A 20,298-nucleotide genomic window follows, 5' to 3' on the forward strand; every position below is an offset into this window, starting at 1 on the left:
TGTTAACCCTCCGCGTCTGGTTTATTAGAGCGTAGATGCGGTTAAAAAGAAGTCAAAAAAACGCGACAGATATTGTGGGTATTCACGCACCGATCGTCGGTCAGGCTATCTCTTTGTAGAGTGGTGCATGCTGCATCTCTTCATCCATAATTTCACGCGCAGCACGAATGCATTTGCCGCATTGCTTGCCGACCGGCACAAGCTGGCGCAGTTGCTGAATAGATTTTGGCTGATAGCGACGCACGACTTCACGAAGGGTTTTATCACTGATGGCATTACACAGGCAGACGTACATTGATTCATCACTCGGGTACATTTTCTGTACACAGTGTAAATGCGAATCGTTTTTATTTCAAACCCACCCTTTGCAGGGTTATGGCGTTTTCAGAGCAAAAAAAAAGAGCACCGAAGTGCTCTTTTTACTGTGTTGCAGTGGCCATTTACACAGCCACAGCAGATATCACAATTAAGCGATAACTTTAGCAACAACACCCGCGCCAACGGTACGGCCGCCTTCGCGGATTGCGAAGCGCAGACCTTCGTCCATTGCGATTGGGTGGATCAGGGTAACAACCATTTTGATGTTGTCGCCTGGCATGACCATTTCAACGCCTTCTGGCAGCTCTACTGAACCGGTTACGTCAGTTGTACGGAAGTAGAACTGTGGACGATAGCCTTTGAAGAACGGAGTATGGCGACCACCTTCGTCTTTAGACAGAACGTAAACTTCTGACTCGAACTGGGTGTGCGGCTTGATTGAGCCTGGCTTAGCCAGAACCTGGCCACGCTGGATGTCTTCACGCTTGATACCGCGCAGCAGAACACCACAGTTTTCGCCTGCCTGACCCTGGTCCAGCAGCTTACGGAACATTTCAACACCGGTACAGGTTGATTTCACAGTATCTTTGATACCCACGATTTCAACTTCGTCGCCGACTTTAACGATGCCGCGCTCAACACGACCGGTAACAACGGTACCACGGCCAGAGATTGAGAATACGTCTTCGATTGGCAGCAGGAACGGCATGTCGATCGCACGCTGTGGCTCTGGGATGTAGTTGTCCAGATGCTCAGCCAGTTCGATGATTTTCGCTTCCCACTCTGGGTTGCCTTCCAGCGCTTTCAGAGCAGAACCACGAACGATTGGAGTGTCGTCGCCTGGGAAGTCATATGCTGACAGCAGGTCACGAACTTCCATCTCTACCAGTTCCAGCAGCTCTTCATCATCAACCATGTCACACTTGTTCAGGAACACGATGATGTAAGGAACGCCAACCTGACGACCCAGCAGGATGTGCTCACGGGTCTGTGGCATTGGGCCATCAGTCGCAGCAACAACCAGGATCGCGCCGTCCATCTGCGCAGCACCGGTGATCATGTTTTTCACATAGTCGGCGTGGCCTGGGCAGTCAACGTGCGCATAGTGGCGAGTCGGGGTTTCATACTCAACGTGTGAAGTGTTGATGGTGATACCACGTGCTTTCTCTTCTGGTGCGTTATCGATCTGATCGAATGCACGAGCCTGGCCGCCGTAAGTTTTAGACAGTACGGTGGTGATAGCTGCAGTCAGGGTGGTTTTACCGTGGTCGACGTGACCGATGGTGCCCACGTTTACGTGCAGTTTGTTACGCTGAAATTGCTCTTTCGCCATGGCGATAATTCCTTACGTTGTGCCTTCACCATCTGGGTGAAGGCATCAGTTCAAATTTAAACCGTAGCTTATTTGCTACGAGCTTCAATAACGGCCTGCGCTACGTTGTTTGGCGCATCGTCATACTTCAGGAACTCCATGGAGTAAGAAGCACGACCTTTGGTCAGAGAACGCAGCTGAGTTGCGTATCCGAACATCTCAGACAACGGAACTTCAGCGTGAATCTGAACGCCAGTAGCGTTAGATTCCTGCCCTTTGAGCATACCACGACGACGGCTAAGGTCACCGATGACATCACCCGTGTTCTCTTCTGGCGTTTCAACTTCAACCTTCATGATAGGCTCAAGCAGAACAGGTGTCGCTTGTTTAAAGCCTTGTTTGAAGGCAAGAGACGCGGCCAGTTTAAACGCCAGTTCTGAGGAGTCGACATCGTGGTAAGAACCGAAGTGCAGACGCACGCCCAGATCCACAACCGGGTAACCAGCCAGAGGGCCTGATTTCAGCTGCTCCTGGATACCTTTGTCAACCGCAGGGATGTATTCACCAGGAATCACACCACCTTTGATGTCGTTGACAAATTCGTAGCCTTTCGGGTTCGAACCTGGCTCCAGTGGGTACATGTCGATAACAACATGACCATACTGACCACGACCACCAGACTGCTTGGCGTGTTTACCTTCAACATCGGTAACTTTGTTGCGAATCGCTTCACGGTAAGCAACCTGTGGTTTACCCACGTTTGCTTCAACGTTGAACTCACGCTTCATACGGTCAACGATGATGTCGAGGTGCAATTCACCCATACCGGCGATGATGGTCTGGTTAGATTCTTCATCAGTCCATACGCGGAATGATGGGTCTTCTTTTGCCAGACGGCCCAGAGCCAGACCCATTTTTTCCTGGTCAGCTTTGGTTTTTGGCTCAACGGCGATAGAGATTACCGGCTCCGGGAACTCCATGCGCTCAAGGATGATGACGTTATCTGGGTCACACAGGGTGTCACCAGTGGTCACATCTTTCAGGCCGATCGCAGCTGCGATATCACCCGCACGAACTTCTTTAATCTCTTCACGCTTGTTAGCGTGCATCTGAACGATACGGCCCAGACGCTCACGGTTTGACTTAACCGGGTTGAACACGGTGTCACCCGTGTTAACAACACCAGAGTAAACGCGGAAGAAGGTTAAGTTACCCACGAACGGGTCGGTAGCGATTTTGAACGCCAGTGCAGCAAACGGCTCGTTGTCATCAGAGTGACGAACAGCCGGCGTGTCTTTACCGTCGTCCAGCATACCGTTGATCGCGGTAACGTCAGTCGGTGCTGGCAGATATTCAACAACTGCATCCAGCATCGCCTGAACACCTTTGTTCTTAAATGCAGAACCACAGGTTACCAGGATAATTTCGTTGTTCAGAACACGCTTACGCAGAGATGTTTTGATCTCTTCTTCAGTCAGTTCTTCACCACCGAAGAATTTCTCCATCAGCTCATCAGAGCCTTCAGCAGCGGCTTCAACCAGCTTCGCATGCCATTCTTCAGCCAGTTCCTGCATATCAGCTGGGATATCTTCGTAGACGAAGGTTACACCCTGGTCTGCGTCGTTCCAGTTGATTGCTTTCATTTTCACCAGGTCAACAACACCGGTGAATTTCTCTTCTGCGCCGATAGCCAGCTGCAGAGGAACTGGAGTTGCGCCCAGACGAACTTCCATCTGTTTAACAACTTTCAGGAAGTTAGCACCCATGCGGTCCATTTTGTTAACGAACGCAATGCGTGGAACTTTATATTTGTTAGCCTGACGCCATACGGTCTCAGACTGTGGCTGAACGCCACCAACTGCACAGTAAACCATTACCGCGCCATCAAGCACACGCATAGAACGCTCAACTTCGATGGTGAAGTCAACGTGTCCTGGGGTGTCGATAATGTTTACGTGGTGTGGTTCAAACTGCTTGGCCATACCAGACCAGTAACAGGTGGTCGCAGCGGAGGTGATGGTAATACCACGTTCCTGTTCCTGCTCCATCCAGTCCATGGTTGCTGCGCCGTCATGTACTTCACCGATTTTGTGGTTTACACCGGTGTAGAACAGAACGCGTTCGGTAGTGGTAGTCTTACCGGCGTCGATGTGCGCACTGATACCGATATTACGGTAGCGGGCAATGGGTGTTTTACGAGCCATTTGATTCCTCTGATTCTCGGACGTTCAAGGTAAGTCGACCCCAGCGGGTTGGCTGATTGAGCGCCCGCTGGTTTAACAACTACGTGGTGATTACCAACGGTAGTGTGCGAACGCCTTGTTGGCTTCTGCCATGCGGTGAACGTCTTCACGTTTCTTAACTGCTGTACCTTTGTTCTCTGCAGCATCAGAAAGTTCGTTCGCCAGGCGAAGAGCCATTGATTTATCACCGCGTTTACGAGCAGCATCTACGATCCAGCGCATTGCCAGAGCATTACGACGAACCGGACGGACTTCTACTGGTACCTGATAAGTAGAACCACCAACGCGACGTGACTTAACTTCGACAGTCGGACGCACGTTTTCCAGAGCTACTTCAAAAGATTCCAGCGCGTTTTTACCTGAACGCTGAGCCAGGGTCTCAAGCGCGGTATAAACGATTGATTCTGCAGTAGATTTTTTACCATCTACCATCAGGATATTTACAAATTTGGCCAGCAGCTCTGATCCGAACTTAGGATCTGGCAGAATTTTACGCTGACCAATGACGCGACGACGTGGCATGGAAATACTCCGTTGTTAATTCAGGATTGTCCAAAACTCTATGAGTTTATTTTGACATTTAATTTAAAACGTTTGGCCTTACTTAACGGAGAACCATTAAGCCTTTGGCTTCTTCACGCCGTACTTGGAGCGAGCCTGCTTACGGTCTTTAACACCTGAGCAGTCAAGCGCGCCACGAACGGTGTGGTAACGCACACCTGGCAGGTCTTTTACACGACCGCCACGGATCAGGATCACGGAGTGTTCCTGCAGGTTATGACCTTCACCACCAATGTAGGAGGTAACTTCAAAACCGTTGGTCAAACGCACACGGCAGACTTTACGCAGTGCGGAGTTTGGTTTCTTAGGAGTGGTGGTGTACACACGAGTACAAACGCCACGTTTTTGCGGGCAAGCTTCCAGCGCCGGCACGTTGCTCTTTGCAACTTTGCGGACGCGTGGTTTGCGAACCAGCTGGTTAACTGTTGCCATTAAATAGCTCCTGGATTTGCTTTTGCTTCGTAAACACGTAATAAATCGCCTCGTAGAATTACGAGGAGGCAGAATTTTAGGGCTGAGTCAAAGGGGTGTCAAGAAATAACCAGGTTTTAGCCGATTACCAGACCATTTGTTGCTGATGCCTGATCGTTAGCGTGACAAACCCAGTATAGTCTACTGACTGCACACGGGTCGAAATTTGTCCAGCGAGACCGCGAGCCTGGACATCTTCGTCCAGCACCCAGAGCGTCGCTTCGCTCTCTGACAGTCGCATCAATGCGTGGCTGCCAGCTAAAGCGGCCAGCACGCCATCCTGCAACAGCAGCAGGTCATCACCCGCACCCGCCATTAAAAGCAGGCTCTCAAGGTCACAGTGTGCCGGTGAGTGCAGTAACGTATGCAGCATTAACGTCTCTTAAAAAGTAAGAATGCGATCGTAGCTGGCCAGCGTCTGTCGCAGTGCCGGCGCGTCCAGTAGCGTAACATCCAGCAACCGGTCAGCGTCAACCTCTAATCCACGCGCTATCAGCGATGTCCGGCAGAGATAGCAGTGTTCAATCTCATATAGTGCCAGCACGCCAAAGGTCGCGGCATAGTGACGGCTCTTAATCGTCTCAGGTTGCTGGTGCAGATTAAGCTGCAGCACGCCATCACCGATAAAAAACAGGCCGATATCCTCACTGAGCGCGCCCGTGGCCAGCGCGGCATCCAGCCCCTCACGTCCTGCGCTGCTGCCGTGCGGCGCCCGGGTAAAGACAAACGCGACCCGATTCATCAGAACTGCACCATGCGTTCACAGCTCAGCGCCGCTTCCGCCAGCGCGCCCAGCCCGCTCAGGGTAAAGCCCGGCTGCAGGTTACTGCCCGCCAGCTGGAGTCGTGCCGCTTCCTGCTGGTCGCTGACGCCACGACGCAGCGCGGCCGCCACACAAATATTCAGTGCCACACCCTGCTCCTGATGCAATGTCTGCCATGCGCGCACCAGATCAAACTCATCACTGGCGGGCGACGTCAGTTGGTTAGCGTTCAGCACCCCTTCGCGATAGAAGAAAACACTGTCAAGCTGATGGCCTGCCGTCAGCAGTGCGCAGGCAAACAGCCAGGCACTGGTCGCCTGTTGCGTACCGTAAGCCGGGCCGGTGACCAGCAGGGTGTAACGCATTACCGCTCCTGCCCCTGGAAGTCGCCATTTTTAAACTGACGGATATAGAGATAGACGGTGTGTTTGGAAATATTCAGCCGATCGGCCACCTGGTTGATGGCATCCTTGATGTCGAAGATCCCCTTCTCATACAGGTTCAGCACAATCTGACGATTCTTGGCGTTATTCGATACATTACGGTCAGCACTCACCTCTTCAATGGTGAACTCCAGCGTCTGCATCACCAGATCGTCTACCGAACTGGCGAAGTTGACGTTGGAGTCAACCTGCTGCATCTCGGGCGGCATAAAGGTCGACATGATCTGTGAGAATGGCACATCAAGGTTCATGTTGATGCAGAGCAAGCCAATGACCCGCTGCTGACGGTTACGAATCGCAATCGTGACTGATTTCATCAGCACGCCGCTTTTGGCACGTGTGAAGTAGGCACGGGAGACATTACTGTCCGCACCATGCATATCATGCAGCATACGCAAGGCTAAATCGGTAATAGGCGAACCGACTTTACGTCCAGTGTGTTCACCATTAGCGATACGCACTGCCGAACACTTAAGATCTTCAAGCGAATGCAGGACAATTTCACAATGCGAACCGATCAACATCGCCAGGCCATCCACGACAGCCTCGTACGATTTCAGAATATCGTAATCACTTTGTTCGAACGGGCGCTGCTCCAGAAGATCGAAGTCGCTCAGTTCACCCGGATTGAATGGATTAGACATTGAAGAGTATCACCCTGAATGGCTGGAGCCTGTCACAGCGGCTTATGGGCAGACTCAATATTGGGATAATTAGGCAGGCATTAGTCTGGCAAATGTCGTCGGCTTATGCCAGAGGTTTGTCGTGAAGCCGAAATGAAACCGCCGCCCGGAGGCGGCGGTCAGCAGATTACTGCGCTTTTTCTGCAGCAGCAGGCGCTGGAGCCTGTGCTTTTTCATCTGCCTTTGGCGCTGGTTTGATATCAAGCAGCTCGACATCAAACACCAGGGTGGAGTTAGCCGGGATGCCCGGAACGCCATTTTTGCCGTAAGCCAGATTTGGTGGGATCACCAGCTTGATCTTGCCGCCTTTCTTCACGTGCTTCAGACCTTCAGTCCAGCCCGGGATGACACCATCCAGACGGAATGAGAGTGGCTCGCCACGGGTATAAGAGTTGTCGAATTCAGTACCGTCAATCAGCGTCCCTTTGTAGTTTACCACTACAGTGTCGCTGTCTTTAGGTGCGTCGCCGGTACCCTCTTTCTCAACTTTATACAGCAGGCCGCTTTCGGTTTTCTTCACGCCGCTCTCTTTAGCAAATTTGGTTGCGTAAGCTTCGCCCTTTTCAGAGTTCTCTTTCGCATCTTTTTCCATTTTCGCTGAGGCTGCGCCTTTCACGCGGCCTTCAAAGGATTGCAGCGTCTGCTCAATCTCTTCATCAGAGAGTTTGCTCTTGCCACCAAATGCATCCTGAACACCAGCGATCAGCTGCTGCTTATCCAGTTTGATGCCCAGTTTTTCCTGCTCCTTCAGGGAGTTGTCCATGTAGCGACCCAGCGAAGCACCCAGCGCGTAGGCAGACTGCTGGTCTTCATCTTTGAAGGCAGCATTTTTCGGTGCCTGAGGCGCAGACTGTGGCGCGGCGGCTGGTGCAGCCTGTGGCGCCGCAGCGGTATCTGCCGCCATTGCCAGCGGAGCATTCAGCGCAACAGCCATGGTGGTAGCTAACAATGTGACTTTAAACAGTGATTTCATCCATTCTCCAAAACCGAAGCGTCTAACCTCGGGAAACATTGCGGACTTCAGGGTCCACACTATAACTTTACGTGGCAGTGTCGAACACTCCCACAATGTAATTACCCGGTTAACCTCCGACCTTTATAACATCGGGAAGTTTCATCAGAGATGATGCCGCGCTGCCTTTTTTCAAGCGCAACGCCTCCGGGCGTGAAAAAAACAGGTGATTCCTGGCATTCAGATCGTAGAATCACGCCCCGAGTCGCACCTTAACAGAGGAACAGGTCATGCAACAATCTGAGTGGGAACAGCGTCTGGAGACGCTGGAGAGCAAACTGGCCTTTCAGGAGATGACTATCGATCAGCTGAACAGCGCGGTCGTTCAGCACGAGCTGGAGATGAATAAGATGCGTGAGCAGATGCGCATTTTAACCGACAAGCTCAAAGCGAATGCGCCATCGATCGTCGCCTCACAATCTGAAGAGACGCCACCACCGCACTACTGATCGCGGGCTATCTGGCCCCGGCTTACCCGGGCAGAACCAGAATACGCGACAAAAGAAAGGCCACCCGAGGGTGGCCTTGAAAGGTCTGTTGAGACTTAGTGGCTGCAGCCGCAGCCGCCAGTGCCACAACCGCCTTTACCCTGATCATGGTCGTGGTCGTGATCATGGCCGTGATCGTGGTCATGATGATGGCCATCTGCACCGTGAACGTGGCCATGAGCCAGTTCTTCCGGCGTGGCTTCGCGGATAGCAACCACTTCAACGTTGAAGTTCAGGTTCTGACCCGCCAGCATGTGGTTACCATCAACCACGACGTGATCATCTTCCACTTCGGTGATTTCTACCGGTACCGGGCCCTGATCGGTTTCTGCCAGGAAGCGCATGCCAACCTGCAGTTCGTCAACGCCCATGAAGACGTCTTTAGGAACGCGCTGCACCAGGTTATCGTCATACTGACCGTAGGCATCGTTTGCCGGGATATGCACGTCAAACTTGTCGCCGGCAATGTGGTTTTCCAGCGCATTTTCCAGACCAGAAATCAGGGAACCATGACCGTGCAGGTAGTCTAACGGTGCACTCACCGGTGACTCGTCAACTAACACGCCGTCTTCTGTACGTACCTGATAGGCCAGGCTTACCACCAGGTCTTTTGCTACTTTCATGATATCTCCTAACCGTTGAGAGCTGAGATCCCGTCTCATTGGTCTATTCTTTCGTGCAATAACACCAACCAGAAAGGTTCGGGGCTGAGTACAAGAGGGTTTTCACTTTCTCTTGCGACTACAGCGTTAATGGCGACAATTGTAACGGAATTCAATCCCGCTGTAAGTCCAGGCGTAAAAAAAGCTGCGCCATTCCGCTACTCAGGATGAAAAATACCGATAACCTGCTCATTAGTGCGAACCTGATCGCGCGCCTGCTTATCGGCCTCACGCATCTGGTGACCACACTTCACGCACTCCACCACATCGACATTATTTTCACGCCACATTGCCAGCGTGTCCTTCTCCTGGCAGTGCGGGCATGTCGCACCAGCAATAAAACGTTTACGCATTAGCTTCTGCCTGTTTAAAGAGGTTATTCATCATCGTCCCAGCCGTCGATCTGCCGCTTTTCGCGCTGCATTTCGCGCTGGAAGATATCTTCCAGTTCACGCCGCGCTTCACGGACGCGCGAAGCCTGCGCGCTTTCAGAGAGATTGGGCATCAGCTCGCGCAGCATCCGCATATCAAGATGGCGGAAATACTGCTGGGCGCGGTGCGCCTGATGCGGATGCATCCCCAGCGTCATCAGCGTTTTACGTCCCAGCTCCAGCGCACTGGAGAAGGTCTCACGCGAGAACTGCGTGACGCCCGCCTGAAGCAGTTCATGCGCTTCTACACGGCCCCGGGCGCGCGCCTGAATCTGCAACTGCGGAAAATGCTGCTGGCACAGATGTACAATCGTCATCACATCTTCGGGCTCGTTACAGGTGATCACAATCGCCTGAGCGCTGGCCGCACCGGCGGCCCGCAGCAACTCCAGTTCGGTGGCGTCGCCGTAATAGACCTTATAGCCATATTTCCGCATCAGACTGACTGCACTGATATCGCGCTCAAGCACGGTGATGCGTTTGTTATTCGCCATCAGCAAACGCCCCACGACCTGCCCGAAGCGACCAAAGCCCACCACAATCACCTGCGGCTGATCGTCTTCGACAAAGTGTTTCTCTGCCTCGTCATCCGGCTCATTGAAGCGGCGTGCCAGCAGACGATCGATTCCCTTCATCAACAGCGGCGTGGTCATCATCGACAGGGTTACCGTCACCAGCAGCATCGGCAGTTGATCGCCAGAGAACAGCTTTGCCGAGGAGGCCGCGGAAAAGAGCACAAAGGCGAACTCGCCCCCCTGACTCAGTACGCCAGCGAACTGCTGCCGCTCAGAGCTGCGCAAGCCATAAATGCGCGCCAGCAGATAGAGCACCAGCGTTTTCACCGCCACCAGCGTCACGACACCCAGCAGGATGGTCACAATATGGGTATAGAGCACACCGAGGTTGAGCGCCATGCCAACCGAAATAAAGAACAGGCCCAGCAGTAAACCTTTAAACGGGTCGATGGCGACTTCCAGCTCATGCCGGTACTCGCTCTCCGCCAGCAGGATCCCGGCAATAAAGGTCCCCAGCGCCATCGACAGACCCAGCGCATCCATAAACAGCGCGGAGCCCAGCACCAGCAGCAGCGAAGCGGCGGTAAAGACTTCGCGCACGCCCGACGCAGCGATGTAACGGAAGATAGGCCGCAGCAGATAGCGTCCGCCTACCAGCATGCCGGCAAACGCCAGTACTTTCATGCCGACCTTCATCCAGTCGATATGACCGCTGTCGGTTCCGGCCAGCAGCGGGATCAGCGCCAGGGCTGGGATCACCGCGATATCCTGAAACAGCAACACCGAAAAGCCCAGTTGCCCCGCTTCGCTGCGGTTCATGCCTTTATCCATCATCAGCTGCAGGGCCATAGCGGTCGAGGACATCGCCAGACCAATCCCGCCAATGATCGCCGCCTGCCAGCTAAAGTTGGTCAGCCATAATAAGCCGCCCAGAATCGCCGCTGAGAAGATCACCTGCGCCGCGCCGACGCCAAAAATGGAGCGGCGCAGCGCCCACAGCTTTGCCGGGTTCAGCTCCAGCCCGATAATAAACATCAGGAACACCACGCCGAGCTCAGAGAAGTGCAGAATCTCGTCGACGTCGCTGATAAAGCCTAATCCCCACGGGCCGATAGCGATACCCGCCACCAGATAGCCCAGAACTGCACCAATACCGAGGCGCGCCGCCACCGGTACAATCAATACCGCCGCGACCAGATAAATCACCCCGGCGGTCAGCAGCGTTTGCCCTTCCATCTATACTCCTCCATTCGGCAGCGGTGCCGCCAGCCAGTCGCCATAGGCGCGGGCGTAATTTTTCATTAATTCAGGACTCTGACGACGCGCCCAGTAGACGATCATCGGCGGCATCCAGTGCATACGGCACATCTGCGCGGTCAGCTCAAAAGGACGCATAATGTCATTGAGCGAATAGCGGTTCAGACCCTGATGTCTGAAGGCACTTTCCGGTTCTCCGGTGGTGACGACACTGCGCCAGTACTTTCCTTCCAGCGCATTGCCATCCACGCCATTGGCGAAACCGCGCGACAGAACCCTGTCCAGCCACTCTTTCAGCAGCGCCGGACAGCTATAGGTATAGAGCGGATGCTGAAAAATGATGACATCATGTTCACGCAGCAGCTGTTGTTCATGGTGAATATCGATAAAAAAATCCGGATAGGTTGCGTACAGATCGTGCACGGTAACGTGTTCCAGTGCCTGAGCCGGCTGCAGCAGAATCCGATTGGCGATCGAATCCTGTGATTCCGGATGAGCATAAAGCAGCAAAACCCTGGGTGGCTGCGACATCCTTTCCCTCCAAAGCGTCGTCATTGGTGCGGTTTTCCGCTACCATGCACGACGCAGCAAAATCTCATTATGTTGCCAGTAAATTAACATATTCTGACGATACGGCGCTTACATGATTGTCTTCTCAGCCTTACAAATTCGCCGCGGCATCCGCGTCCTGCTCGACAATGCCACCGCCACCATTAATCCCGGCCAGAAGGTCGGGCTGGTGGGTAAAAACGGCTGTGGAAAATCCACGCTGCTGTCGCTGTTAAAAGGTGAAATCACCAGCGATGCCGGTACCGTCACTTTCCCCACTCACTGGGCGCTGGCCTGGGTGAATCAGGAAACCCCTGCGCTGGATAAAGCCGCGCTGGAGTACGTGATTGATGGCGATCGCCAGTTTCGCCAGCTTGAGGCAGAACTGGCGGACGCCAATCTGCGTGACGATGGCAATGCCATCGCGCTGCTGCATGGCAAGCTGGACGCGGTGCAGGCGTGGAGCATCCATGCGCGCGCCTCAAGCCTGCTGCATGGTCTGGGCTTCAGTCAGGAACAGCTGCAACGCCCGGTCAGCGACTTCTCGGGTGGCTGGCGCATGCGCCTCAACCTGGCACAGGCGCTGATTTGTCGTTCCGATCTGCTGCTGCTGGATGAACCGACCAACCACCTCGATCTCGATGCGGTGATCTGGCTGGAGCGCTGGCTGAAGAGTTATGAAGGCACGCTGATTCTGATTTCGCACGATCGTGACTTCCTCGATCCCGTCATCGACAAAATTATTCATATCGAACAGGAGTCGATGTTCGAATATACCGGCAACTACAGCTCCTTTGAGCGGCAGCGCGTCGCCAAACTGGCTCAGCAGCAGTCGCTGTATGAGAGCCAGCAGGAGAAAGTGGCGCACCTGCACAGCTACATTGATCGCTTCCGTGCCCAGGCCACCAAGGCGAAGCAGGCGCAGAGCCGCATCAAGATGCTGGAGCGCATGGAGATGATTGCGCCCGCCCATGTCGATAACCCATTCAGCTTCACTTTCCGCAAGCCGGAGAACCTGCCTAATCCACTGATGAAGATGGAGAAGGTCACCGCGGGTTATGGCGATCGTATTATTCTCGACGCCATCAAGCTCAACCTGGTCCCCGGCTCGCGCATCGGCCTGCTGGGACGTAACGGTGCCGGTAAATCAACCCTGATTAAGCTGCTGGCGGGTGAGCTGGAGGCGATGGACGGCAAGATGGGTCTGGCGAAAGGGATCAAGCTCGGTTACTTCGCCCAGCATCAGCTGGAGTACCTGCGGGCCGATGAGTCACCGCTGCAGCATCTGTCGCGTATTGCGCCTGAGGTGCTGGAACAGCAGCTGCGCGACTATCTGGGCGGCTTCGATTTCCGCGGCGATAAAGTCACTGAAATCACTGAGCGCTTCTCCGGCGGAGAGAAAGCGCGACTGGTGCTGGCGCTGATTGTCTGGCAGCGCCCTAACCTGCTGCTGCTGGATGAACCCACCAACCATCTCGATCTCGATATGCGCCAGGCGCTGACCGAAGCGTTGATCGACTTCGAAGGTGCGCTGGTCGTGGTATCGCACGACCGACATCTGCTGCGCGCGACCACCGACGATCTCTATCTGGTGCATGATGGCAAAGTGGATGTGTTTGAAGGCGATCTCGAAGATTATCAGAAGTGGCTGAGCGATCTGCAGAAGCAGCAGGCGCAACAGGATGCCGCGCCGAAGCAGGATAACGGCAACAGTGCCCAGGCGCGTAAAGACCAGAAGCGTCGTGATGCTGAACTGCGCACCCAGACGCAGCCGCTGCGCAAAGAGATAGAGAAGCTGGAAAAGCAGATGAGCAAATGGCAGAGCCAGCTGGCCGAAGCCGAAGCTCAGCTCTCAGACAGCGCTATCTATGAACAGAGCCGTAAAGCGGACCTGACCACCGCGCTGCAGCGTCAGGCGGAGAGCAAATCTGCGCTGGAAGAGGTGGAGATGGCGTGGCTGGAAGCGCAGGAACAGCTCGAACAGATTATGGCCTCATAAAAAAATCTCCCCGCTCGCGGGGAGATTCTCTTTTAACGGGGTTTATCGCCCAGCACCGTTGCCCGCTGCATGATGCGCCGGGCAGGATAGTAATCAGCATTGGCATAATGCTGCGTGACCCGATTATCCCAGATAGCCAGATCGTCTGGCTGCCAGCGCCAGCGCACCTGAAACTCCGGTTTGGTGGCGTGCGCAAACAGAAAGCCCAGCACCGCATCACTCTCTTTCTCGCTTAAATCGACGATCCGCGTGGTAAAGCCCTCATTCACAAACAGCGCTTTTTTGCCGCTGACCGGATGGGTGCGGATGACCGGATGCTGCACCGGCGGATGTTTTGCTACCGCCTGCTGCCAGCGCTGATGCTCCTCCTCCGTTTTGCGGTACTTATACTCCTGGAATGACTTTTTGAAATCATGCTCGGCATGGAGACCTGCCAGCAGCTGCTTAAAGGGTTCAGAGAGCGCTTCGTAAGCCGCAATGCCGCTGGTCCAGAGCGTGTCACCCCCCGACTCCGGTAACACCTTCGAGGCCAGCAAGGCGATCGCTGGTGGCGTATCAATAAAGGTGACATCGGTATGCCAGTTGTCATTATCTGGCGGATTATCCTGATGGGTATCCAGCACGATAATCTCCTCGACGCCTTCCGCATGCGGATAGACCGGATGGATGTGCAGATCGCCAAAGCGGATTGCCAGCGCGCGGTGCTGTTCCGGCGTTATTTTCTGGTCACGCAGAAACAGCACCTGATGACGAAGCAGGCCATGATAAAGCTGCTCAAACTGAGCATCACTCAATGGGCGAGACACATCCAGGTTTGAGACCTGCGCGCCAATGTACGGGCCAAGCGGGGTAAAACTGAGACGTTCGTTCATGATTGTTCTCCACTCCAGGGCGTCAGACGGCGCTGCAACGCGCGGAGCCCGAGTTCTAAGCTAAAAGCAATAAAGGCGATTACCGCGATACCCGCCAGCACCACATCGGTGGCGAGGAATTCTCCTGCTGACTGCACCATAAAACCCAGCCCCCGCGTGGCGGCAATCAGCTCAGCGGCCACCAGCGTTGACCAGCCAACCCCCAGACCGATGCGCAGACCGGTGAGGATCTCCGGCAACGCGCCTGGCAGAATCACCCAGCGCAGCAGTTGCCAGCGATTAGCCCCAAGCGAGCGAGCCGCACGCAGTCGGACCTGCTGCGTGTTACGCACGCCGGCCAGGGTGGAGAGCGTCACCGGCGCGAAAATCGCCAGATAGATCAGCAGGATTTTCGAGGTCTCTCCAATGCCGAACCAGATCACCATCAATGGCAGATAGGCGAGTGGCGGAATCGGGCGATAGAGTTCAATCAGAGGATCGAGCAACCCGCGAGCGACCGGGCTGAGGCCCATCAGGATCCCTACAGGAATACCGATGGCGGCAGCGGCAGTCAGCGCAATCAGCATTCGTGTCAGGCTGGCGGCCAGATGCTGCCACAGCGTGGCATCCATAAAGCCCTGCGCGCTGGCAATCAGCAGCAGCTTGCTTAACACCTGCTGCGGCGACGGCAGGAACAGCGGGGCAATCAGGCCCAGCGCGGTCACGCCCCACCAGAGCAGCAACAGCAGAGAGAGACTCAGCATGCTCAGCGTAAAGGCGGTTGAAAACGGCCAGCGCAAACGACGGCGCACCGGCAGAGACTTGTCATTGATGAGTGCACTCATGCAAACGCCTCCCGCTGATCAAAGACCCGGCTCAGCACATACTCGCGCTGGGCGATAAACTGCGGATCGGATTTGATACTGCGGCACGACTCCCCTGCGGCAAAGCGCTGGCCAAAGCCAGGACGCAGCCGCTCAACGATGCGGCCCGGTCCTGGCGACAGCAGAATCAGTTCGCTGGCCAGGAAAATCGCCTCTTCTATGTCGTGCGTAATCAACAGAATCTGTTTACCGCTGTCGCGCCATAGCGTCAGCAGCAGGGTTTGCATCTGCTCTCGGGTAAAGGCATCCAGTGCGCCGAAAGGCTCATCCAGCAACAGCAGTTGTGGATCGGTAGCCAGCGCGCGCGCAATGCCCACCCGCTGACGCTGACCGCCGGACAACTGCCAGATGGCGCGCTTTTCCGCGCCCTCCAGCCCCACCTGCCTGATTAACCGGCGGGCAATCGTGTCGCGATCCGGGCGTGACATCCCCGCCAGCTGCAGGCCAAAGGCGACGTTATCCAGCACATTGCGCCACGGCAGTAATCCTTCATGCTGAAACACCACGCCGCGCTCCGCACCAGGCCCGGTCACCGGCTGGTTATCCAGCGTGATGCTGCCCGACTCCACCGGCAGGAAACCGGCAACCAGATTGAGCAGTGTGGTTTTGCCGCAGCCGGAGGGGCCGAGCACCACCAGCAGTTCATGGCTATCCAGCTGCAGATTGATATCCTGCAACACCGGCTGTCCGGCATAACGGGCATTAAGGTGAGCGATGCGCAGCATAGTGCCTCCTTAAGGTTTAACTAATGGCTCGACGAAACGGGAGGTCACATAGCTGCTGTAGTCGTTATCCGCCTGCGGCACCCGGCCCTGTGCTTTCAGAAACTGCGCGGTATCGACGATCGCTTTATTGACCGGTTTGCCCAGTTGCTCAACCTGCTGCTGCGCCGTGAGGTAGGTATTGCCCTTCACCAGACCGGGCACCTGTGCTTCCGGCACACCGCTGAGGCGAGAGAGTTTGCCGAGGTTATCGGACTGCTTCAGCCAGCTGTCGGGGCTGTTCAGGTAGGCCTGCTGCGCGTCAAGCGCGCTGCGGGCAAAAGCAGTCACGATCTCCGGATGCTGCTGAGCAAAATCTTTGCGTACGACCCAGACATCCAGCGTCGGCGATCCCCAGCTTCCCACTTCCGCAGAGTCGGTTAACACCTTGCCCTCTTTTTCCAGCTCATTAACCGCCGGTGCCCAGACGTAAGCGCCATCAATGTCGCCACGCTGCCAGGCAGCAATAATCGCTGGCGGCTGCAGATTGACCAGCTGTACCTGTGACGGTTTGATGCCCCAGTGTTTCAGCGCAGCCAGCAGGCTGTAGTGGGTGGTAGAGATGAACGGCACCGCGATGCGTTTGCCAATTAAATCTTTGGGCGTAGTGATGTTCTTCTTCACCACCAGCGCTTCAGAGTTGCCCAGCTGAGAGGCGAGTAAAAAGGCTTCAATCGGCAGCTTCTGCGCCGCCGCGACCGCTAACGGGCTGGAACCGATATTGCCAATCTGGACGTCACCGGACGCCATCGCACGTAATACCCCGGCGCCGCTGTCAAATTTGCGCCAGTCAACGCTGGCCCCGCTTTCTTTCGCAAAGCTGTTGTCAGCCTGCGCCACTTTCGCCGGCTCAGCCGAGGTCTGGTAAGCCACGGTGACATTGACCGCATCAGCCCGAAACGCCAGCAGCGCCAGCGCTGCGGCTAAAAAAGTTAAACGTGTTGCTGCCATAATCACTACCCCACCGTTTTTATAGTGGAGGCAGTGTCTCTGCGCGCTATAGTTTCATAAAGGAATTAAAAATTATCCCTAATAGAAATAAGTTCTTAGATCACTATCTGCAAAACTAAGTCAAAAATCGCAAATGCTGAAAATAGCTAAAGTAAGCAAAAATGTCAGGCGCTCACATTGTCCCTGTGCTATTCATATGCGTTCCCAATTATTGCCTGTTAAGGTTTCTGAATCCGATGTCGATCGAGAAAGTCGCTCAGCTGGCTGGCGTCTCCAAAGCCACGGTATCGCGGGTTCTCAACGCGCATCCCGGCGTGAAGCCCGATACGCGTGAGAAAGTTCTGGCGGCAATCTCTGCCTGCGACTATCAGCCCAACTTACTGGCGCGTCAGCTGCGTACGTCGCAAAGCAACATGCTGCTGGTGCTGATCTCGGATATCACCAATCCCTTCTGTTCACGCGTGGTTCAGGGCATCGAGGCCGAAGCGGAACTGCACGGCTATCACATCCTGCTCTGTAACTCCGCCTCGCAGCTCCAGCGTGAAGCCGCTTATCTCTCCCTGCTGACCGGAAAAGTGGTCGATGGCGTGATTACGATGGATGCGGCCTCCGGTTTACAGGATTTGCAGGCGCTCATTGCCGGGGCGCCCTGGGTGCAGTGCTGCGAATTTGATCCGGATATCCCCGCCTCCTCGGTCAGCATTGATCACCTTGAAGCCGCGCGCGACACCGTCCATTACCTTGCCGGTAAAGGGCGTAAACGCATCGGGCTGATCAATGGCGACATGCGTTACCTTTACTCACATCATCGTGAAAAGGGCTACCGGCAGGCGATTGAGGAGCTGGGGTATGCGTGGTCCGGCGTCTCCTACACTTACGAAATCTCCTGTGAGGCGGGCAGTCAGGGGCTGAGGGAGTTGATGGCGCTGCCGGAACCGCCGGATGCGGTGTTTGCGGTTTCAGATGTGCTGGCGGTAGGCGTGGTGCATGCGGCGCTGGAAGCGGGTCTGCGCGTGCCGGAAGATCTGGCGGTGGTCGGGTTTGATGGCGTGTCGTTTACCCGCAGCCTGAATCCGCCGCTGACGACCATCGAGCAGCCGATGAACCAGCTGGGCGCGCGTAGCGTGCAATTGCTGCTGCAGAAGATCCGCAATCCTAATGCGCCAGTCATCCGCGAGGTGCTGCCCTGGACGCGCGTTGAACGCGCATCCAGCTAATTTAGTGCCAGATTAACAGCACGCAGGCGGCGGTCAGCAGCCCCATGGCGAGGTTAAAAATTTTCCAGGCGCGACGGCTGCGCAGAATGCGGCCGATCATCGCACCAAATCCCATCCAGATAACACCCGATACCAGATTAACCAGAAACATGCCGATGCTTATCGCCATCACTGAATGGCGATATGCGTCACCGGCCAGGCTGAAACTGGCGACCGCGCCCAGCGCCATCAGCCAGGCCTTGGGATTGATCAACTGCAACAATCCGCCCTGCCAGAAGGGCATCGGCGCATCCGGCGCCTGATCGGTTTCCAGCTTCTCATAACTGGCGGTAGCGATTTTCCATGCCAGCCAGAGCAGATAGAGGCTACCGGCGATTTTCAGCACCAGGTGCAGCGAAGGATAGAGCAGGATCAGCCCGCCGACGCCAAAGGCCACCATCAGCAGCATCACCTGCATTCCGATCATGATGCCAATCATCAGCGGAATGGTGCGCATAAAGCCAAAATTAGCGCCCGAGGCGGTGAGTAACATATTATTAGGCCCGGGCGTAATGGCCGCGACCCAAAGAAATCCCAACATTGATAAGAAAAGACTCAGTTCCATGGCAATCGGGTACTCCTTACCCTGCAAGAAAAAACTTATCGAAGCTAACAGTGTGATATGGAACAGACAAGCTTTTACCACATGAAATTTACCGGACCGGAAAACGAGCACTTCACGCCTCCTGAGAGTCTGCGTAATGCGCACCTGCAGACCCTGCTGCCGCGCCTGCTACGTCGTCGTATCGCGGGCGATCCCCACTGGCAACGTCTCGACCTGCCGGATGGCGACTTCGTCGATCTCGCCTGGAGTGAAGATCCGCAGTTCGCGCAGCATAAACCGCGCGTGGTGCTGTTTCATGGGCTGGAGGGCAGTTTTCATAGCCCCTATATTCATGGCCTGATGGCGATCTGCCGCGCGCGCGACTGGCTGGCGGTGGTGATGCATTTTCGCGGCTGCAGCGGCGAACCGAATCGGCTCAACCGCATCTATCACTCTGGCGAAACCGAAGATGCCCGCTTTTTTCTGCACTGGCTGCGCTCCCGCTGGGGCCGCGTACCCACCGCGGCGGTGGGTTTCTCGCTGGGCGGTAACATGCTGGGCTGCCTGCTGGGCCAGCAGGGCGCAGCCGCTGAGGTAGACGCGGGCGTCATTGTCTCCGCTCCGCTGCTGCTGGAGCCCTGTAGCGTAAAACTGGAACGCGGCTTCTCACGCGTCTATCAATACTATTTGCTGGCGCAGCTCAAGAAAAATGCCCGCCGCAAACTGCACGCCTGGCCGGATACGCTGCCGGTCAATCTGGCGCAGCTGAAAGCGCTACGTCGACTGCGCGACTTTGATGATGCCATTACCGCCCGCGCCCACGGTTTTCTGGATGCGGCCGATTACTATCATCGTGCCAGCGCCATGCCCTGGCTGAAGCACGCAGAGAAACCGCTGCTGATCATTCACGCCAAAGATGATCCTTTTATGAGTGATGAGGTGATCCCGCACAGCAGCCAATTATCTGCCACTATTACTTATCAACTGACACCACACGGCGGCCATGTAGGTTTTGTTGGTGGGACATTACGCCAGCCTGAAATGTGGCTGGAACAGCGTATCCCCCAGTGGATCGCCCCTTTTCTGGATAACTGATCTCGTGATTATTCCCTGGCAACAGGTCTCACCTGAGACCCTTGAAAATCTGATTGAAACCTTTGTGCTGCGCGAAGGCACGGACTATGGCGAGCAGGAACGCAGCCTGATCGACAAGGTGGCCGATGTGCGACGTCAGCTGGAAACGGGTGAAGTGGTACTGGTGTGGTCGGAACTGCACGAATCGGTCAATATCATGCCGCGCAAAGAATTTCGTGGCTGATGCACCCAACGGCATTTCGTGTTAAC

Annotated in this window: 24 protein-coding genes; 5 read left to right on the forward strand and 19 right to left on the reverse strand. The window is 55.2% G+C overall.

Annotated elements, in window-relative coordinates:
- Nucleotides 1-100: 100 nt before the first annotated feature.
- From bfd to fkpA, 10 genes are all read right to left on the reverse strand, one after another.
- Nucleotides 101-295 carry a bacterioferritin-associated ferredoxin gene (gene bfd / locus AC6I8B_RS17470; RefSeq protein WP_010671585.1) on the reverse strand — a complete coding sequence of 65 codons (195 nt, stop codon included), beginning with the start codon at nt 293-295 and terminating at the stop codon, nt 101-103.
- A gap of 171 nt (nt 296-466) precedes the next feature.
- A complete protein-coding gene (tuf, locus tag AC6I8B_RS17475) occupies nt 467-1,651 on the reverse strand; it encodes an elongation factor Tu (protein WP_010253018.1) in 1,185 nt (394 codons plus the stop codon).
- A gap of 68 nt (nt 1,652-1,719) precedes the next feature.
- On the reverse strand, nt 1,720-3,834 hold the full coding sequence (fusA, locus tag AC6I8B_RS17480) for an elongation factor G (protein ID WP_010253020.1): 2,115 nt from the start codon (nt 3,832-3,834) through the stop codon (nt 1,720-1,722).
- A gap of 90 nt (nt 3,835-3,924) precedes the next feature.
- Entirely contained in the window at nt 3,925-4,395 is a 471-nt protein-coding gene (gene rpsG, locus AC6I8B_RS17485) for a 30S ribosomal protein S7 (protein WP_003852909.1), read from the reverse strand.
- Between the two features lie 96 nt (nt 4,396-4,491).
- Entirely contained in the window at nt 4,492-4,866 is a 375-nt protein-coding gene (gene rpsL, locus AC6I8B_RS17490) for a 30S ribosomal protein S12 (RefSeq protein ID WP_003852912.1), read from the reverse strand.
- A 124-nt stretch (nt 4,867-4,990) separates the two neighbouring features.
- Complete coding sequence (gene tusB, locus AC6I8B_RS17495) at nt 4,991-5,278, reverse strand: sulfurtransferase complex subunit TusB (RefSeq protein WP_010253026.1); 288 nt, start codon at nt 5,276-5,278, stop codon at nt 4,991-4,993.
- Nucleotides 5,279-5,287: 9 nt separating this feature from the next.
- Nucleotides 5,288-5,647 (reverse strand): sulfurtransferase complex subunit TusC, encoded by a 360-nt coding sequence (tusC, locus tag AC6I8B_RS17500; protein ID WP_010253027.1) that lies wholly within the window; start codon nt 5,645-5,647, stop codon nt 5,288-5,290.
- Nucleotides 5,647-6,033, reverse strand: coding sequence for a sulfurtransferase complex subunit TusD (gene tusD, locus AC6I8B_RS17505; RefSeq protein ID WP_010671584.1), 387 nt, complete (start codon nt 6,031-6,033; stop codon nt 5,647-5,649). Before tusD ends, tusC begins: the two co-directional genes overlap by 1 nt.
- Nucleotides 6,033-6,755: a helix-turn-helix transcriptional regulator gene (locus tag AC6I8B_RS17510; RefSeq protein WP_010253029.1), complete on the reverse strand. Its 723-nt coding sequence runs from the start codon at nt 6,753-6,755 to the stop codon at nt 6,033-6,035. The genes tusD and AC6I8B_RS17510 overlap by 1 nt, the downstream gene beginning before the upstream one ends.
- A gap of 166 nt (nt 6,756-6,921) precedes the next feature.
- Complete coding sequence (gene fkpA / locus AC6I8B_RS17515; RefSeq protein ID WP_010253030.1) at nt 6,922-7,767, reverse strand: FKBP-type peptidyl-prolyl cis-trans isomerase; 846 nt, start codon at nt 7,765-7,767, stop codon at nt 6,922-6,924.
- A gap of 269 nt (nt 7,768-8,036) precedes the next feature.
- Between fkpA and AC6I8B_RS17520 the strand changes: the two genes are divergently transcribed.
- The gene (locus AC6I8B_RS17520; protein ID WP_010253031.1) at nt 8,037-8,255 is read left to right on the forward strand and encodes a SlyX family protein; all 219 of its coding nucleotides are present in this window, start codon (nt 8,037-8,039) and stop codon (nt 8,253-8,255) included.
- Nucleotides 8,256-8,350: 95 nt separating this feature from the next.
- On the opposite strand, the gene slyD is transcribed toward AC6I8B_RS17520, so the two are convergent.
- The 4 genes from slyD to kefG all read right to left on the reverse strand — a co-directional run bounded on the left by slyD (nt 8,351) and on the right by kefG (nt 11,690).
- A complete protein-coding gene (gene slyD, locus AC6I8B_RS17525) occupies nt 8,351-8,917 on the reverse strand; it encodes a peptidylprolyl isomerase (protein WP_010671583.1) in 567 nt (188 codons plus the stop codon).
- 197 nt (nt 8,918-9,114) lie between these two features.
- Nucleotides 9,115-9,309, reverse strand: coding sequence for a YheV family putative zinc ribbon protein (locus AC6I8B_RS17530; protein ID WP_010253033.1), 195 nt, complete (start codon nt 9,307-9,309; stop codon nt 9,115-9,117).
- A 23-nt stretch (nt 9,310-9,332) separates the two neighbouring features.
- A complete protein-coding gene (kefB, locus tag AC6I8B_RS17535; protein ID WP_010253035.1) occupies nt 9,333-11,138 on the reverse strand; it encodes a glutathione-regulated potassium-efflux system protein KefB in 1,806 nt (601 codons plus the stop codon).
- Nucleotides 11,139-11,690 carry a glutathione-regulated potassium-efflux system ancillary protein KefG gene (gene kefG / locus AC6I8B_RS17540; RefSeq protein WP_010253037.1) on the reverse strand — a complete coding sequence of 184 codons (552 nt, stop codon included), beginning with the start codon at nt 11,688-11,690 and terminating at the stop codon, nt 11,139-11,141.
- 112 nt (nt 11,691-11,802) lie between these two features.
- Between kefG and AC6I8B_RS17545 the strand changes: the two genes are divergently transcribed.
- Nucleotides 11,803-13,707 (forward strand): ABC transporter ATP-binding protein, encoded by a 1,905-nt coding sequence (locus tag AC6I8B_RS17545; protein ID WP_010671582.1) that lies wholly within the window; start codon nt 11,803-11,805, stop codon nt 13,705-13,707.
- A 32-nt stretch (nt 13,708-13,739) separates the two neighbouring features.
- Here AC6I8B_RS17545 and tauD read toward each other — a convergent pair whose 3' ends face one another.
- The 4 genes from tauD to tauA are packed head-to-tail and all read right to left on the reverse strand — an operon-like array spanning nt 13,740 to nt 17,154.
- The gene (gene tauD / locus AC6I8B_RS17550) at nt 13,740-14,579 is read right to left on the reverse strand and encodes a taurine dioxygenase (protein ID WP_010253043.1); all 840 of its coding nucleotides are present in this window, start codon (nt 14,577-14,579) and stop codon (nt 13,740-13,742) included.
- On the reverse strand, nt 14,576-15,403 hold the full coding sequence (gene tauC, locus AC6I8B_RS17555; RefSeq protein WP_010253046.1) for a taurine ABC transporter permease TauC: 828 nt from the start codon (nt 15,401-15,403) through the stop codon (nt 14,576-14,578). Before tauC ends, tauD begins: the two co-directional genes overlap by 4 nt.
- Nucleotides 15,400-16,167 (reverse strand): taurine ABC transporter ATP-binding subunit, encoded by a 768-nt coding sequence (gene tauB, locus AC6I8B_RS17560; RefSeq protein ID WP_010253049.1) that lies wholly within the window; start codon nt 16,165-16,167, stop codon nt 15,400-15,402. Before tauB ends, tauC begins: the two co-directional genes overlap by 4 nt.
- A 9-nt stretch (nt 16,168-16,176) precedes the next feature.
- Nucleotides 16,177-17,154, reverse strand: a complete 978-nt coding sequence (tauA, locus tag AC6I8B_RS17565; RefSeq protein ID WP_157353851.1) for a taurine ABC transporter substrate-binding protein — start codon at nt 17,152-17,154, stop codon at nt 16,177-16,179.
- A gap of 236 nt (nt 17,155-17,390) precedes the next feature.
- Between tauA and AC6I8B_RS17570 the strand changes: the two genes are divergently transcribed.
- Nucleotides 17,391-18,371 (forward strand): LacI family DNA-binding transcriptional regulator, encoded by a 981-nt coding sequence (locus AC6I8B_RS17570; RefSeq protein ID WP_010253055.1) that lies wholly within the window; start codon nt 17,391-17,393, stop codon nt 18,369-18,371.
- A 1-nt stretch (nt 18,372) separates the two neighbouring features.
- Here the strand turns inward: AC6I8B_RS17570 and AC6I8B_RS17575 are convergent, their stop codons facing one another.
- Nucleotides 18,373-18,975, reverse strand: coding sequence for a LysE family translocator (locus tag AC6I8B_RS17575; RefSeq protein WP_010671578.1), 603 nt, complete (start codon nt 18,973-18,975; stop codon nt 18,373-18,375).
- 57 nt (nt 18,976-19,032) lie between these two features.
- On the opposite strand from AC6I8B_RS17575, the gene AC6I8B_RS17580 reads away from it, so the two are divergent.
- Both AC6I8B_RS17580 and AC6I8B_RS17585 read left to right on the forward strand, forming a co-directional pair.
- The gene (locus AC6I8B_RS17580) at nt 19,033-20,049 is read left to right on the forward strand and encodes a hydrolase (protein WP_157353854.1); all 1,017 of its coding nucleotides are present in this window, start codon (nt 19,033-19,035) and stop codon (nt 20,047-20,049) included.
- Nucleotides 20,050-20,053: 4 nt separating this feature from the next.
- Nucleotides 20,054-20,272 (forward strand): YheU family protein, encoded by a 219-nt coding sequence (locus AC6I8B_RS17585; protein WP_010253066.1) that lies wholly within the window; start codon nt 20,054-20,056, stop codon nt 20,270-20,272.
- Nucleotides 20,273-20,298 lie beyond the last annotated feature (26 nt).

It is taken from the genome of Pantoea sp. X-Soil-ISGK-285 (assembly GCF_059730815.1).